We start from the raw sequence: 17,234 nt of genomic DNA, 5'->3' as shown, positions 1-17,234 counted from the left end.
AACGTTTTGGTTGTTAACAATAGTCGCCATAATATTTTTATTTCGACTATCATTAGTGCCACAATTAGTAAATCACTCTTATCAGTCTCTTATTTTAAAAATAAATCCTACTGAATTTTCAATGAATCATGATTTTTGTACGGGTATAGCCAACTCTGAATCGGAAAAGTTCAGTTTTTTTATCGATAATTCAAAAGGTATGTTTAAACAACAACCAAATAAAATAATATATTTAAAAACAAATGACTTTGAACTAGAAAACATTAAAAAAGCAACGAATCCTGCAGAAATAAATTTTCAAAAGTATTATTACAGTAAAAATATATTCAGAAGTTTAAAAATTCATTCATACCAGATAATATATGCAAGACCAAGTTCGTTAGTTGATAAAATTCTTTTATGGCGATGGCAATTGATTATGTATTTTAAAAAATTGCCGCCGACTTTAAGATTCAATGCCAATGCTTTGCTGCTTGGAATGAATGAAAAAGATATCAAGACAAAAGATTATTTACAAAGTTTCTCGCAATTAGGAATCATTCATTTATTTAGTTTATCTGGTTTGCATTTATTAATATTAATTGCTGTTCTAAAGAAGTTTTGTAGTTTCACAAGAATATGTACGATGGAATGCCTAGAAGTGCTGCTATTTATTATATTGCCAATATATTGCATATTAGTTGGCACTAAAACAGGTATCTGTCGTGCGACTATTTTGGCCTTAACAAAAATAGTGTATCGTCGTCTAAATTATAAAAATACAAGTACCGAAATATTTGGTGCTTCATTAATAATTGGATTATTTATTGATCCAAAATGCTTATTATTACTGGGTGGTCAACTGACATATTTGTTATCTTTTGCATTAATATATTTGTGGCGTTTATCCGTTTTTAAAATGGCATTAATGATTAATTTGTTATGTATGCCATTAATTATTTTAAATAATTATGAATTCAACTTAGCAACTATACCTATTAATGTAATAGTTGCACCAATCTTTGAGTGGTTTATTTTGCCAATTACCATAATTTTTTCGATATTTGGTAGTTATAACATACAAATAGTTAACTTATTTGATTCAATTATCAAGTTTTTTTACGACTGTTGTAATCAAGTAGCACAAATTCAAGTTTTTAAAATAATAACAGGTAAGTTGCCACTGCCAGTAGTAATTGTTTTGGTATTATTGATGCTAATTATCATTTCAAATAAGGCTAAACAACGAAACACAAAATCCTTATGGTGTTTTTGGGGAATAGTTGGACTTTTTATAGTAATCAATAAATTTCCATTAACAGGTCAAGTTAGTTTAATTGATGTCGGACAAGGCGATAGTATTCTAATTACAACACCATTAAGACGACAAGTATTTTTAATTGATACTGGTGGAAAGTTGATATTTAATGGGCGAAGAAACACTAACTTTAACGTAGATAAAATTACAATTCCTTATTTAAAGAGCCAAGGAATTACGCATATTGATGCTGTTTTTATGTCGCATCAAGATAGTGATCATATTGGTGATTTAGGAGAACTGTTAAAGAAATTCTCAGTTAATCAAGTTTATTTTGGCGAGGGAATGCAAAATAATCCCAAAGTACAAAAGGTTTTGAAACCTTATAGTCAACATATGAACATTGCTTCAGTTCATGCGGGCGATATATTAAATTTTTCTACGTTGAAGTTTAAAGTATTATCGCCGTTACAACCGGGTCCAGGAGAAAACGAAGATTCGATGGTTCTAACTACCAGAATTTGCAAAAGAAATTGGATATTTACTGGTGATTTGCCACGTGATAAAGAATTAGAAGTGTTGCATAAGTTTCATCCTAATATTGACTATTTAAAAGTAGGGCATCATGGTAGTAAGACATCTTCTGACCCTAAGTTCATCAAGAAGCTGAAACCCAAAGCTGCTTTTATTTCAGTGGGTAGAAAGAATCGATATGGACATCCTAATCAAGAAACGATAAACACCTTGAAAACAAATCATGTTCAGATATTTAAGACTTCAGAATATGGTATGATTACTTGGAAATATGATTTTTTAGGAAATTATAAAATAGACACTTTTCTAGGAAAATAAAATGAATTTAAAAGAATTACAAAAACAATTAAAAGTAAAAATTGAACCCATTTATATGGTTGTTGGTAATGAAGCTAGTTTAAATGATAAAGCTATTAAAATTTTTAAAGAGCTGCTACAACCTGAAGAATTAGATATGAATTTTAGTGATTTTGATTTGCGTGAAGATTCATTAGAAGATGTTATTAATGAAGCTATTTCTGCACCTTTTTTTGGTGATCGTCGCCTCATTTTTGTTAATAATCCTGTTTTTTTAACCGGTGAAAAGAATCAAAGTATTGAGCAAAATGTTGAAATATTAAGTGATTACATTAAAAATCCAATGCTAAGTTCAGTTTTAGTATTTTTTGCTAACTATGAAAAGTTAGATTCTAGAAAAAAAATAGTTAAAGAGTTGAATAAGTCTGTTCAAATAATAGACACGGCTAAGATTTCTGCCAATCAAGTAGAAGGATATGCAAAAGCATTAATAACAAATGAAGGCTATTCAATTGATAACGATGCATTTGATTTACTTATTCAAAAAACCAATGCTGATTTTTCATCTATTCAAACTAATCTTGAAAAAATTTACTTATATTGTCTGGATACAAAAAAAATCGACTTAGAAGCAGTCGATAAATTAGTACCTAATAGTTTGGATGACAATGTTTTTGATTTAGTTAATGCAATTTTAAATAAAAATACTGCTTTAGCAGAAGATTTATATCAACAAATGTTGATTCAAAAAATAGAACCGATTGCTTTGAATGGATTAATACTGTCACAATTACGATTATTAATTCAGATTAATATTTTATCAGCTAAGGGATTAACACAAGCAACTATTGCATCAACGCTTAAAGTACATCCGTTTCGTGTGAAAATGGCTAACACCCAAGCAAAAAGATTCACTTTAGATATTTTACAAGAGATGTATCAATATATTGTTAATATAGATTATAAGATGAAAACAGGTTCTGATAATAAAGAAATGTTGTTTGATCTATTTATCGCTAAATTTGCATAAAATAAAAAAGCCATCTAATTAGATGGCTTTTATTATTATTTGCTGTTTAATTTTGCTAGTCTTGATTTATCGCGAGCAGCTTTGTTTGGCTTGATAAGTCCTTTTGACTTAGCCATGTCGATAGCTTTAGAAGCATTTCTGAACAATTGTTCAGTGTCTTTACTACCAGCTTCAGCAGCAACTTCAAACTTTTTAATTGTTGAACGCATTTCACTTCTTTGAGAAGTGTTACGCAAGTTTTTGCTGGCGATAGTTTTAACTCTCTTCATAGCAGACTTAATTTGTGGCATGTTTTCACCTCCGATAATTCTTAAACTCAATACGATTGATTATACAAAAACCATGGGAACATTGCAATAAAACTTTCTAAACTATTGATTATTTTTTTATTTTACTGTAAATTAGTTACTTGTAATACCGATACTCAGTTTGTTGCTTTCACCGGCGCTTACTTAGTATTTGGTTTATGAAATAATATAAAAGGTGGAATTTGAAATGGCTATTTCAAAAGAACAAAAGAACGAAATCATCAAAAAGTATGCTACTAAAGAAGGAGACACTGGTTCTCCTGAAGTACAAATTGCTGTATTAACTGCAGATATCGACGCTTTGAATGAACATTTGAGCATTCATAAACAAGATCATCATTCATATGTTGGTCTATTGAAGAAGATTGGTCACCGTCGTAACTTGCTTGCTTACCTTAGAAATAAGGATGTTGCTCGTTACCGTGATTTGATCAAGTCATTAGGTTTACGTCGTTAATATTAAAAGCTCGCCTTTGGCGGGCTTTTTTTTGTTTCGTTTTAATGTAAAAAAAAATAAAATGTGCTAAACTTATCACTAAGTGTAGACAAGTTGTCTGTATTAGACAGAATTAAACAGAAAAATATAATTCTACAAAAATAATAATGAGGTTTTTTTATAATGGATAATATCAAAATTGTCCTCTTAGGTGGAGTACGTGAAAACGGAAAAAACATGTACGCTATCGAAGTTGGGGACGAAATTTTTATTTTGGATGCTGGGTTAAAGTATCCAGATAATGAACTATTAGGTATCGATGTTGTTGTACCTGACTTAACTTATGTTGAAGAAAATATTGATAAGATTGTTGGTATTTTTGTAACACATGGTCATATTGATGCAATTGGAGCTATTCCATATATTGTTGCCAATCATGATATTCCAGTTTTTGGTTCAAAACTTACGATAGCTCTTGCAAAAATCACTACTCAAAGTGATAAGAAGAGCCGTAACTTTAATGATTTTCATGAAATTGATGAAAACACTGCTATTGATTTTAGCAATGCTTCAGTTTCATTCTTCAAAACTACCCATTCAATACCTGGTTCATTAGGGATTAGTGTCAAAACATCTGAAGGTCAGATTGTTTATACGGGTGATTTTAAATTCGATCAAGCTGCTATTCCAATGTATCGTACAGATTTTGGTCGCATTGCCGATATTGGTAAAGAAAAAGTCTTGGCATTATTAAGTGATTCAGCAAATGCGGAATCATTACACGAAAATTCAAGTGAACGTGAAATTTATGAGTATATTTTAGATACTTTTAAATATCATGAAGGAAGAATCGTAGTTGCTAGTGTGGCATCAAATATTCAACGTATGCAACAAATTATTGATGCATCTTCTTTATTAAATAGAAAAGTTGCAATTGCCGGAAAAGATGCTGAAAAAATTGTACGTACTGCTATGCAATTAGGTTATCTCAAGATTCCAGAAGGTGTCTTAATTTCTGAAAAAGAACTTAAAGATCATCAACCAGAAGAAACCGTCTTGGTTGAGACCGGTCGTATGGGTGAGCCAATTAAGCTATTACAACGTATGGCTAATGCCAAAAGAGGACCTTTTAAAATCATGGAAGGTGATTTAGTGTTTATCGCTACAACACCAACCCATGCTATGGAAACAATTGTGGCAAAAACACGTGATATGATTTATCGTGCTAATGCTGAAGTGAAGACTGTTAGTGATGGGTTATTCCCTTCAGGTCATGCTAACAAGAATGATTTACAGTTAATGATTAATTTGCTTCATCCAGAAAATGTTATTCCTATTCAAGGTGAATATCGTCTTATGGATAATCATGGAGAGTTAGCACACGAAACTGGTATCGCCACTGATCATATTTTCATGACTCAAAAAGGTGATGTATTAGAATATGATGGTAAAGAGTTTAATCGTGGTACTGCTGTTGAAGCGGGAGATACAATGATTGACGGTATTGGAGTAGGTGATATTGGTTCTATTGTATTAAGAGATAGACAAATGCTAGCCGAAGATGGAGTGTTTGTAGCAGTAGTAACAATTGATCGCAAAAAGAAAAAAATTGTTTCGCGTCCAAAAGTTAATGCCCGTGGTTTTGTATACATGAGGGATAACAAAGAATTATTAAATGAAAGTATCGATGTTATTACCAAAGCAATCGAAGATAATTTAGAAAACAAAGAATTTGATTGGGCTAATCTAAAACGAGAAGTTCGTGATAATTTAAATAAATATTTATTTGAACAAACAAGACGTCGTCCGATGATTCTTCCTGTGATTATGGAAGTAAACCAAAATCGTCATCGTGCTCGTAGATAAATAAGATCGGCGAAAGCCGATTTTTTAATTTCAATAATAAAAGTAGGTTAAACAATGGATAATGATAGATCTGATTTAGTTAGACAAGGCGAAGAGGCACTTGAAAAACGTAACTGGAAAGAAGCTATCTATTTTTTTGGACAAGCTTCTTTAATAAAAAATACATTTGATATTAACAAAAAAATTGTTGCTAGTTTATTGAAAATTGGGAAATTTGATGATGCTGTTGATCAAGCTTCTATTTATTATGGTCGTTATCTGGAAAATGATGTAGACGCAAAGTTTTTATTTCAAATTTTAATGGATGCCAACGAATTTTTAATGACATATCAGTTTTTGGAAATAGTTAAAGAAGATGAATATACGATATTAAGTGATGATGAAATAAGTCGAATTAGTGACCAGCTAGAAGAATGTGAGCGTGCTTTTATATCTGACCATCAAAAAGATATTGAAAATCAAGAAAAAGAGTTAATGTCTCTGGTTACTATGCAAGCCGGCATACAAGCAAGTAAAATTCGTAATATGAAATATTTACCGATTAATAATTTCTTAGATGTTTCTCAAAACTTGTTATTAAATCCTTATTTACATCCGCTTTTTAAAAATGAGATTATAGAAAATTTGGTGAAACTTAAACTAAATAAGCAATATACAATTAGCTTTTTTGGCGAAATTCGTGAATTTAATCCATTTAAATTAAAAACATTATTATTTTCTCCAGAATATACTAATGCTCGAGAAATAATGTCTAAAAAACTTGCTAATTACGATGACTATGAAGCTAATTTAATGATTAATGAGTTTTTATTGTATATTTCAATGAGTTATCCATTCATAGGTGAAATTATTGATGATATTGATTTTTGGATTGATATTTATTTAAAACGCTATAATCAAGACTATATTGAGCCAACCAAGAAAAATGAAAAAATAGTGATGTGGCTTGATAGATATAGTAAATTACTTGAAACTTTTGAAAATTAATTAATTATTTTTGATTTATTTATGATAAATGTGTTTACTTTTCGATAATCCGTCCGTATAATTCTAAGAGTATATTTTTAGGCGATTATCATTGAATTAAAACCTAAAAGTAGTATAATTTATCATTGAAGAGTGAGCTGCAAAACTCTTTTTGTTTTTGCAGTAGAATTCTTATAAAGAACGCATAATTAGGAGGATCTTTTAATGGCTGAAAAAGAACATTATGAGAGAACAAAACCCCATGTAAATATTGGGACAATTGGTCACGTTGACCACGGTAAAACAACTTTGACTGCAGCAATCACTAAGGTGTTGTCTGACCAAGGCTTGGCACAAGCTCAAGACTACGCTAACATCGATGCTGCTCCAGAAGAAAAAGAACGTGGTATTACTATTAATACTGCCCACGTTGAATATGAAACAAAAGCACGTCACTATGCACATATTGATGCCCCTGGACATGCTGACTACGTTAAGAACATGATCACTGGTGCTGCACAAATGGATGGTGCTATCCTTGTTGTTGCTGCAACTGATGGTCCTATGCCACAAACACGTGAACATATCCTACTTGCTCGCCAAGTTGGTGTTGATTACATCGTTGTATTCCTTAACAAGACTGACTTAGTTGACGATGATGAATTGGTTGACTTGGTTGAAATGGAAGTTCGTGAATTACTTTCAGAATACGATTACCCTGGTGATGATATTCCTGTTGTTCACGGTTCAGCTCTTAAAGCTCTTGAAGGAGATGCTGACCAAGTTGCTAACGTACAAAAACTTCTTGATATCGTTGACGAATATGTTCCAACTCCAGAACGTGATACAGACAAACCATTCTTGATGCCTGTTGAAGACGTATTTACAATTACTGGTCGTGGTACTGTTGCTTCAGGTCGTATTGACCGTGGTACAGTTAACGTTGGTGATGAAGTTGAAATCATTGGTTTGAAACCAGATATTATGAAGACAACTGTTACTGGACTAGAAATGTTCCGTAAGACACTTGATTCAGGTGAAGCTGGTGATAACATCGGTGCACTTCTTCGTGGTGTTGATCGTGATCAAATCGAACGTGGACAAGTTCTTGCTGCTCCTGGCTCAATTCAAACTCACACTAAATTCAAGAGTGAAGTTTATATCATGAGCAAGGACGAAGGTGGACGTCATACTCCATTCTTCTCAAACTACCGTCCTCAATTCTACTTCCATACAACTGACGTTACTGGTGTTATCGAACTACCTTCAGGGGTAGAAATGGTTATGCCTGGTGACCAAGTTACTTTTGAAGTTGACTTGATTGCTCCAGTTGCTATCGAAAAAGGTACTAAGTTTACTGTTCGTGAAGGTGGACGTACTGTTGGTGCTGGTTCTGTTACAGATATCTTGGACTAACATAAATTTTTATAGCAAATAAAAACTCAAGACTTTGTCTTGGGTTTTTTTATTTAATGGATAAAAAAGTGCTGAGACGTTTACAACCACAACTAATTAAGGTAAAATCATCTAGTATGAGATTTACAGAATTGATATATAACCGGAGGAATTCTAATGGCTTCTAAAGCAAAATGGACTAAAAAAGGTAAAACTGATGGAGAATTAACATTCGAAATCGATAGAGATACTATTTCTAAAGGACTTGATATTGCATTTAAGAAGGTTCGTAAGAACCTTAATGCTCCTGGTTTCCGTAAGGGTAAAATGCCAAGACAAATCTTCAACAAAATGTATGGAGAAGCTGCTTTATATGAAGAAGCTTTAAATGCTGTTTTGCCAGAAGCTTATAACAAAGCTATTGAAGATACAAAAATTGAACCAGTTGACCAACCAAAAATTGATGTTGATTCATTATCAGAAACAGAACCTTGGGTATTAAAGGCTACTGTAACTGTTAAACCAGAAGTTAAATTAGGTGACTACAAAGGACTTGAAGTTCCTAAGCAAAAAACTACTGTAACTAAAAAAATGGTTGAAGATGAACTTGAAAACACTCGTAAACAACAAGCAGAACTTGTTCTTAAAGAAGATGCAGCAGCTGCTGATGGCGACACAGTTGTTATCGACTATACAGGTACAGTTGATGGCAAAGAATTCGATGGTGGTTCAGCTAAGAACTATTCACTTGAATTAGGATCTAACTCATTTATTCCTGGTTTTGAAGAACAACTTGTTGGACACAAAGCTTCAGAAGATGTAACTGTTAAAGTTACATTCCCTAAAGACTACCACGCTAATGATTTAGCTGGTAAAGAAGCTGAATTTGCAACAACTATTCATGAAGTTAAAGAAAAACAACTTCCAGAATTAGATGATGATTTTGCTAAAGATGTTGACGAAAATGTTGAAAATCTTGATCAACTAAAAGAAAACATCAAAGCTGAAATCAAGAAGAGAATGGAAAATGACGCTGAAAATGCAATTCAAGAAGCCGCAACATCTGCAGCTGTTAAGAATGCTAAAATAGACGAAATTCCAGAAGCTATGATTAACACAGAAGTTGATAACCAAATGAACCAATACATGAACACAATTCAATCACAAGGTATGAATCCTGAAATGTACTTCCAACTAACAGGTACTACTGAAGCTGATTTACGTGATCAATTCAAGAAAGACGCAGAAACACGTGTTAAGACTGATTTAGTTCTTGAAGCTGTTGTTGCAGCTGAAAAGATTAAACCAACTAAGAAAGATGTTGATGATGAAATCAAGTCATTAGCTGGTCAATACAACATGGAAGAATCTGTTGTACGTCAAGCTTTAACTGATGATATGGTTAAACATGATGTATCAGTTAAAAAAGCTCTTGATATTATTGTTGATTCTGCTGTTCAAAAATAATTTCAAAAGAAACTCTTTAAGAGTTTCTTTTTTTTTAAGACCAATTACTTTCGGGAATTAATAAATGATGATAAACTACCATTTGTTAGTTAAATAGGAGGATTCACTATTTTGGATACAACAGAAGTTAATGGTTCAATCAAATGTTCATTCTGTGGAAAAACTCAAGATCAAGTAAAGAAAATAGTTGCTGGCCCTGGGGTTTATATCTGTAATGAATGTATTGATTTATGTAAGGATATCATTGAAGAAGAATTGGCTCATGAGTCAACTGTAAACGTTCTTGAAGATATTCCTAAACCAACAGAAATAAATAAAATTTTAAATGATTATGTTATTGGACAAAACTCTGCAAAACGTGCTTTGTCTGTTGCAGTTTATAATCACTATAAACGTGTTAATAAAATGAATGAAGCTAAAGAAGGCGATACTGAACTACAAAAGAGTAATATTGCCATGCTTGGTTCAACTGGTTCTGGTAAAACATTCTTAGCTCAAACACTTGCTAGAATTTTGGATGTACCATTTGCAATTGCTGATGCTACAACTTTAACTGAAGCTGGTTATGTTGGTGAAGATGTTGAAAATATTCTATTAAAACTTTTACAAAATGCTGATTATGATGTGGAACGTGCAGAACGTGGCATTATTTATATTGATGAGATTGATAAAATCGCTAAAAAGAGTGAGAATGTATCAATTACCCGTGATGTATCAGGTGAAGGTGTTCAACAAGCATTGCTTAAGATTCTTGAAGGAACTACCGCTAGTGTTCCACCTCAAGGTGGACGTAAACATCCACAACAAGAATTAATTCAAATTGACACAACTAATATTCTCTTTATCATCGGTGGTGCCTTTGATGGAATAGAAGAAATTATCAAGAACCGATTAGGTGAACGTACTATTGGATTTGGATCAGCAGATTCTAATGTAAATCTTGAGGATACTGATAGTTTGATGCAACAAATTATTCCAGAAGATTTGGTTAAGTTTGGGATTATTCCTGAATTTATAGGCCGTGTACCAATTATTACTACTTTAGAAAAACTTACTGAAGATAATTTAGTAGAAATTCTAACAAAACCAAAGAATGCTCTTATTAAGCAATATCAAGAATTACTACAACTTGATGATGTGGAATTAGAATTCAAGAAGAGTGCTCTAAAAGCCATTGCTAAAACTGCAATGGATCGTAAGACAGGGGCACGTGGACTTCGAGCAATTGTTGAAGAAACAATGCTAGATACAATGTTTGAAATTCCAAGTAGAGATGACGTTAAAAAAGTCGTTGTAACTAAAGATGCTGTTTTGAAAAAAGGTAAGCCAGAATTACAATTGAAGAATGGTAAAGTTGCATAAAGACGCGTAAGCGTCTTTTTTTGTTATTTGTCTTCACTGAAAAATAATATTTGATAGGTTATAATATAAGTACTTTAAAAAGGGAGTAAATTATTATGGCTGAAGAATTATTAGTTACAACAACCGAAACAATTCCAGGTAAAGAATATGAAATTATTGGTGAAGTTTTTGGTTTAACAACACAATCAAAAAACGTATTTAAAAACATCGGTGCTTCTTTCAAGAATGTAGTAGGTGGAGAAATTAAAGCATATACAGAGATGATGACTGAATCACGTGATATTTCAATTGATCGTTTGCGTGAAAATGCCAAAGAAATGGGTGCTGATGCCATTGTTATGATGCGTTTTGACTCAGGTTCAATTGGAACTGATATGCAATCTGTTGCCGCATACGGAACGGCAGTTAAATTTAAGTAATAAAAAGACGCCTCATGGCGCCTTTTTTAATATATAATAGATATCAGACATTAAGGAGTTATCTATGAAAGTAAATAATGTATCAATGAATATGAGTGCTGTTAGCTCAAAACAGTACCCAACTGAAGGTTATCCAGAAATAGCGTTAGCAGGCCGTTCTAATGTTGGTAAGTCGTCTTTGATTAATACTCTAATTAATCGTAATAGTTTTGCCAGAACATCAAGTAAGCCAGGTAAAACCCAACAACTTAACTTCTATAATATTGAAGAACAATTATATTTAGTTGATGTTCCAGGATATGGCTATGCGAAGGTATCAAAGAAACAACGTGAAGAATTTGGGGTAATGATTGAAGAATACCTTACAACAAGAAAGCCGTTAAAGGGGATCGTTATTTTGGTTGATGGCCGCCATGAACCAAGTGAAGACGATATTTCTATGTACGATTTTGTTAGATATTACAAGATACCAGTATTAATCGTGGCGACCAAAATGGACAAAGTTAAAGGTAACCAATGGAACAAGAGCGAAAGTATTATTAGAAAAACTATGCAAATTGATGAAACAACTGATTTTCAAATATTTAGTGCCGAAACTAAATATGGTAAAGACCAAGTTTGGCAATGGATTGAAGCCCACATGTAGTAGTAATTGTATGTACAAATTTTATTTTGTTGCTCTTTTTCTTTATAAAAACGTTGACATTAATATTAATTTTGTATAGCATTATAATCAAGTTAATAAACATATTGATTCGGTGTCCAGAGAAATAGCGGTTGGTGTGAGCTATGCAGGTCAGTATGTTGAAATACTTTAAAATTTTAAATATAAACAAAGAGAGCAGGTAACTTTTACCTGAACTTGGGTGGTACCGCGCTGTGAGCGTCCCTGTAAATTATACAGGGGCGCTTTTTGTTTATTTTGGAGGTGGTTTGTTTGAGTGAATATGAATATATGAAGACAGCATGGTACCGAGGATTAATACGGAATGATTAGATTAGATGATAGAGATATAATGTCTTCTGTTGAGGCTTCAAAACGTTGGAATCGTTCTTCGGATTATGTTAGACAAATTTACAGAAAATATCCGGATAAGTTTCCTAAGGGGTCGATTCGAAGATTTGGTAAACAATTAGTGGTTACAAGAAAAGCAATGGAAGCTATTACGGGACAGACAGAAGTAAATGCAAGAAAAAATATAAAATAATTTGGAGAGTGCTTAATTATGATGAATATTATTGATGAATTAAAATGGAGAGATGCTATTAATCAAACTACTGATGAAGAAGGTTTGAAAAAGCTAACATCTGAAAAACAAATTGCTCTATACTGTGGTGTTGATCCAACGGGTGATAGCATGCATATTGGACATCTAATTCCATTTATGATGATGAAGAGATTTGAATTAGCTGGACATCATCCATTTATTTTAATTGGTGGCGCTACAGGTAGTATTGGAGATCCATCGGGACGTAAAACAGAGCGCCAACTACAAACTATGGAACAAGTTCAACATAATGTTGATGCTCTAACCAAACAAATGCAATTATTGTTCGGTGGTGATGCAAATGTAACAATGGTAAATAATTTCGATTGGCTATCAAAAATATCATTGCTAGATTTTTTAAGAGACTACGGAAAACTTGTTAATATTAACACAATGCTTGCTAAAGATATTGTAGCAAGTAGATTAGCAAATGGAATATCATTTACAGAGTTCACATACCAAATTTTACAATCAGTTGACTTTTGGACATTACATCATCAACATAATATCCAATTACAAATTGGAGGTGGTGATCAATGGGGAAACATTACGGCAGGTATTGATTTAATTCACAAAATTGACGGTGCGGATGAAGAAGTTTACGGTTTAACAATTCCACTTATGTTAAAAGCTGACGGTACAAAGTTCGGTAAAACAGCGGGAGGAGCAGTATGGTTAGATTCAGAAAAAACATCTCCATACGAATTTTACCAATTCTGGTTAAATCAAGATGATCGTGATGTTGTTAAATACTTAAAGTTCTTTACATTTTTAACAAAAGAAGAAATTGATGATTTACACGAAAAAGTTAAGACACAGCCAGAAAAACGTGAAGCTCAGATTAAATTGGCAGAAGAAGTTACAAGATTTGTTCATGGAGAAGAAGATTTAACAGAAGCTAAGAAGATTACTGAAAGTTTATTCCAGGGTGATATAAAGGCTTTAAGTGTCAAAGAAGCAGAACAAGCATTTAATTCTGTTCCATCTGCAACAATTGAAAACGAATTAATTAATATTGTAGATTTATTAATTGCTGCCGAAGTGGATTCTTCTAAGCGACAAGCAAGAGAAGATGTTAATAATGGGGCAATTTACATTAATGGAGAAAGAATTACAGATATAGAAACCGTTATTGATCCAAGCTCTTCATTTAGCGGTAAGTTCATTGTTATTAGAAGAGGTAAAAAGAACTACTTCTTGGCAAAAATCAAATAATAAAAAAAGAAGTCATGTAATATGACTTCTTTTTTTATTATTATTTTTTAGAAACCCTTTACAGGGTAATTCCAAACGGTTATATTGTATTTAGATACTCCTTACGGGGTAATTAATTAACGGAGGTTTTGACCATGAATATGAATGATCAAAAAGATTTAGATTTATCAGCACTTTTCATTGGTGATAAAGCAGAAAACGGTGATTACTTTAAAAAAGTAATGTCAGATTTAATTGACGAACATGTCGGTTGGAGAAAGAACTATTTCCCAAAAGACAAGGCAATGATTACGCCTGAAGAACAATCATCTGAAAGTTTTATTAAAACACAAAACCATATGAAAGATGTTCTTGCTGAAGTTTCTAGAAGACTAAGAGACAAATCAGTTCCTTGGCATTCAGCTGGTAGATATTGGGGACACATGAACTCTGAAACACTTATGCCAGCCGTACTTGCATATACTTATGCAATGCTATGGAATGGTAATAACGTTGCATATGAGTCATCTCCTGCTACTTCTGAAATGGAAGAAGAAGTTGGTGAAGAATTTGCTAAATTAATGAGCTACAAAGAAGGTTGGGGACACATTGTTGCCGACGGTTCATTAGCTAACTTAGAAGGACTTTGGTATGCAAGAAATATTAAATCACTTCCATTCGCATTGAAAGAAGTAGTTCCAGAATCTGTTTCAGGTAAAGATGAATGGGAATTACTAAATATGACAACTGCAGAAATTATGGACTTAGTTGCTGCTAATGGTGATAAGATTGAAGAAATCAAAAACGCCTCAGCTCGTTCAGGTCGTAATTTGAACAAACTTGGAAAATGGCTTATCCCTCGTACAAAACATTATTCATGGTTAAAAGCTGCCGATATTATTGGTATTGGTTTAGACCAAGTTGTTGCAGTTGATGTTGACGATCACTATCGTATGGATATCAATGCACTAGAAAAAACTATTCGTGAATTAACAGACAAACAAATTCCTATTTTAGGTGTTGTTGGTGTGGTAGGTTCAACTGAAGAAGGTGCTGTTGATAGTATCGATAAAATTGTTGAATTAAGAAACAAATTACAAAAAGAAAATATTTACTTCTACTTACATGTTGATGCTGCTTATGGCGGTTATGGACGTGCAATTTTCTTAGACGAAGATAATAACTTTATTCCTTATGACAAACTTGAAGAAGAATTCAACAAGTATAATGTCTTTACTGAAAAAGGTAATCACATTAAAGAAGAAGTTTATAATGCTTACAAAGCAGTTGAAGAAGCTGAATCAGTAACAATTGATCCGCATAAGATGGGATATATTCCTTATTCAGCCGGTGGTATTGCTATAAAAGATATTAGAATGCGTGACGTTATTTCATACTTTGCTACATACGTATTCGAAAAAGGTGCTGATATTCCTGCACTTCTTGGTGCTTACATTCTTGAAGGATCAAAAGCTGGTGCTACAGCTGCTGCCGTTTGGGCTGCTCATCAAACATTACCTCTAAATATCTCAGGTTATGGTAAATTAATTGGTGCTTCAATTGAAGGATCACAAAGATACTATAACTTCTTGCAAGGACAAACATTTGACGTTGATGGTAGAACATTTGAAATTCATCCATTAACATCACCTGACTTTAATATGGTTGATTACGTAGTTAAAGAACAAGGTAATGATAATCTAGTTGCAATGAATGAGTTGAACCATGATTTCTATAATAAAGCTTCATATGTTGATGGAAACCTATACAGTAAAGGTTATATTGTTTCACATACTGACTTTGCTCAAGATGACTATGGCGACAGTCCTTTAAACTATGTTAAGAGTTTAGGATTTAGCGAAGATGAATGGAGAAAAGCTGGTAAGGTTACAATTATTAGAGCTTCAGTTATGAGTCCATATATGAATGACAAAGAAAACTTTAAATACTTTACTTCTTCTATTCATGATGCTATTCAAGAATATCTTGAAGATATTGTTAAATAATAAAATTTGTAATAGAAAATAGGAGTATTATAATGGATTCAAAAAAAATAACTTTAGGAACATTTGTGGGAATGACGATGGCACTTTGTGCTACTGTTAGAAGTATTCCCTCACTATCAGCTGCTGGTTGGACACAAATAACATATGTACTATTTGCCGTTATCTTCTTTGCATTACCAATTGCTTTGATTTCTGGTGAATTAGGAACTATGATGCAAGATGATGGTGGTCCTCAATTATGGGTAAAGAATGGTCTTGGTAATAAGTGGGGCTTCACTACCGCTTGGTTGCTATGGGTCCAAATGTTTCCTGGAATGGTTATGGTTGCCTCAACAATCGGACCTCTATGGGGGAATGTAATTGGTAATCCAGAACTTGGAAACAATCATTGGTTTGTTTTGGCAAATATCTTGATATTCTATTGGATAATTACCATCTTGAATTTGAAATTTGATATGGCTAAGTTCGGTGGAAGTGTTGGTGTTTGGCTTGGAGTATATATTCCAATTGTAGTTATGCTTGTTATGGGTGTAGCATCAATGATTAAAGTTGGTATCAGACCAATTTCATACTTAGGATCATTCTCATGGGATAAATTATTACCAAGTTTTTCAAATATTGAATCACTACAATATTTTGCCGCAATTGCTTTTGTTTTTGTTGGGATTGAAATTTCTTCGGTTTATATTCCAAGATTAAAAGATGCAAAACGTGATTATTCAAAAGGAATCTTCATTGCACTTATTGGATTAGTTGTTATGAACTTGCTTAATGGTATTTTGGTTGCAGCTGTTGTACCTAACAACGAAATACAATTATCAAATATTACACAACCAATTCTAATCTGGTGTAAGATTTTAGGATTACCAACAATTATTGCTAACATCTTTAGTTTCATGGTTGTTATTGGTGTATTAATTCAATTGTCAGCCTGGGTTACAGGTCCTTCAAAATCAATGACACAAGTTGCTAAAGAAGGTCAAATTTCTGATAAAATGGGTTACCACAAAGTCAATAAATTTGGCGTTTCAAGAAATGTTGTGTTAACACAATCAATCTGTATTTCATTGTTTGCATTACTATATGGATTTATGGAAGATGTTAACGGTGTTTTCTTAACACTTACAAATGCCACAACAATCATTTATGCAATTGTATATGTATTGATTGCACTTTCAATCATTAGATTAAGATTACAAAAACCTGATATAGAAAGACCTTATAGGCTAGGAAAGAAAGGTAACGCAGTTGCCTTCACTTGGGCAGGGTTCTTACTATTCGGTATTGCAGTTATTATAATTGCAACATTGATTTCTACTGATTTAGTTAATGCGTTATTCGTTGTTATTGTCACTGTAGTTATGTTTGTAATTCCATTGATTATCGATCATAATAAGAAGAGCAGTTGGCTAGTTAACGTTCAAAAAGATTTAAAATAGTTTATTAAGG

15 protein-coding genes are annotated in these 17,234 nt (G+C 32.7%); 14 read left to right on the top strand and 1 reads right to left on the bottom strand.

Annotated features, from left to right (window positions below; all coding sequences use genetic code 11):
* The first annotated feature begins 55 nt into the window (after positions 1 to 55).
* Positions 56 to 2,089: a DNA internalization-related competence protein ComEC/Rec2 gene (locus tag RD055328_RS03900; protein ID WP_244087492.1), complete on the top strand. Its 2,034-nt coding sequence runs from the start codon at positions 56 to 58 to the stop codon at positions 2,087 to 2,089.
* Position 2,090: 1 nt separating this feature from the next.
* On the top strand, positions 2,091 to 3,098 hold the full coding sequence (gene holA, locus RD055328_RS03895) for a DNA polymerase III subunit delta (protein ID WP_244087491.1): 1,008 nt from the start codon (positions 2,091 to 2,093) through the stop codon (positions 3,096 to 3,098).
* A gap of 35 nt (positions 3,099 to 3,133) precedes the next feature.
* Here the strand turns inward: holA and rpsT are convergent, their stop codons facing one another.
* Positions 3,134 to 3,388, bottom strand: a complete 255-nt coding sequence (rpsT, locus tag RD055328_RS03890; protein ID WP_244087490.1) for a 30S ribosomal protein S20 — start codon at positions 3,386 to 3,388, stop codon at positions 3,134 to 3,136.
* Between the two features lie 205 nt (positions 3,389 to 3,593).
* Between rpsT and rpsO the strand changes: the two genes are divergently transcribed.
* The 12 genes from rpsO (at position 3,594) to tyrP (ending at position 17,224) form a co-directional block, all read left to right on the top strand.
* A complete protein-coding gene (rpsO, locus tag RD055328_RS03885) occupies positions 3,594 to 3,863 on the top strand; it encodes a 30S ribosomal protein S15 (RefSeq protein WP_244087489.1) in 270 nt (89 codons plus the stop codon).
* A 162-nt stretch (positions 3,864 to 4,025) separates the two neighbouring features.
* The gene (locus RD055328_RS03880) at positions 4,026 to 5,708 is read left to right on the top strand and encodes a ribonuclease J (protein ID WP_244087488.1); all 1,683 of its coding nucleotides are present in this window, start codon (positions 4,026 to 4,028) and stop codon (positions 5,706 to 5,708) included.
* Between the two features lie 54 nt (positions 5,709 to 5,762).
* Entirely contained in the window at positions 5,763 to 6,695 is a 933-nt protein-coding gene (locus tag RD055328_RS03875; RefSeq protein WP_244087487.1) for a hypothetical protein, read from the top strand.
* Positions 6,696 to 6,899: 204 nt separating this feature from the next.
* A complete protein-coding gene (gene tuf / locus RD055328_RS03870; protein WP_244087486.1) occupies positions 6,900 to 8,090 on the top strand; it encodes an elongation factor Tu in 1,191 nt (396 codons plus the stop codon).
* A gap of 156 nt (positions 8,091 to 8,246) precedes the next feature.
* A complete protein-coding gene (tig, locus tag RD055328_RS03865; protein ID WP_244087485.1) occupies positions 8,247 to 9,536 on the top strand; it encodes a trigger factor in 1,290 nt (429 codons plus the stop codon).
* 108 nt (positions 9,537 to 9,644) lie between these two features.
* Positions 9,645 to 10,898: an ATP-dependent Clp protease ATP-binding subunit ClpX gene (gene clpX / locus RD055328_RS03860; protein ID WP_244088140.1), complete on the top strand. Its 1,254-nt coding sequence runs from the start codon at positions 9,645 to 9,647 to the stop codon at positions 10,896 to 10,898.
* 95 nt (positions 10,899 to 10,993) lie between these two features.
* Positions 10,994 to 11,317 carry a heavy metal-binding domain-containing protein gene (locus RD055328_RS03855; RefSeq protein ID WP_244087484.1) on the top strand — a complete coding sequence of 108 codons (324 nt, stop codon included), beginning with the start codon at positions 10,994 to 10,996 and terminating at the stop codon, positions 11,315 to 11,317.
* Between the two features lie 64 nt (positions 11,318 to 11,381).
* Positions 11,382 to 11,963: a ribosome biogenesis GTP-binding protein YihA/YsxC gene (gene yihA, locus RD055328_RS03850; RefSeq protein ID WP_244087483.1), complete on the top strand. Its 582-nt coding sequence runs from the start codon at positions 11,382 to 11,384 to the stop codon at positions 11,961 to 11,963.
* A gap of 370 nt (positions 11,964 to 12,333) precedes the next feature.
* The gene (locus RD055328_RS03845) at positions 12,334 to 12,525 is read left to right on the top strand and encodes a helix-turn-helix domain-containing protein (RefSeq protein ID WP_309295421.1); all 192 of its coding nucleotides are present in this window, start codon (positions 12,334 to 12,336) and stop codon (positions 12,523 to 12,525) included.
* A gap of 21 nt (positions 12,526 to 12,546) precedes the next feature.
* Positions 12,547 to 13,800 carry a tyrosine--tRNA ligase gene (gene tyrS / locus RD055328_RS03840; RefSeq protein ID WP_244088139.1) on the top strand — a complete coding sequence of 418 codons (1,254 nt, stop codon included), beginning with the start codon at positions 12,547 to 12,549 and terminating at the stop codon, positions 13,798 to 13,800.
* Between the two features lie 134 nt (positions 13,801 to 13,934).
* Positions 13,935 to 15,785, top strand: a complete 1,851-nt coding sequence (tdc, locus tag RD055328_RS03835; RefSeq protein ID WP_375708064.1) for a tyrosine decarboxylase — start codon at positions 13,935 to 13,937, stop codon at positions 15,783 to 15,785.
* 32 nt (positions 15,786 to 15,817) lie between these two features.
* The gene (gene tyrP, locus RD055328_RS03830) at positions 15,818 to 17,224 is read left to right on the top strand and encodes a tyrosine-tyramine antiporter (protein ID WP_244087481.1); all 1,407 of its coding nucleotides are present in this window, start codon (positions 15,818 to 15,820) and stop codon (positions 17,222 to 17,224) included.
* Positions 17,225 to 17,234 lie beyond the last annotated feature (10 nt).

It is taken from the genome of Companilactobacillus sp. RD055328, assembly GCF_022835675.1.
GTDB lineage: Bacteria > Bacillota > Bacilli > Lactobacillales > Lactobacillaceae > BQUT01.
Note: the sequence above shows the minus strand (reverse complement) of the source record. Positions and strands in the feature narration are given on the sequence as shown.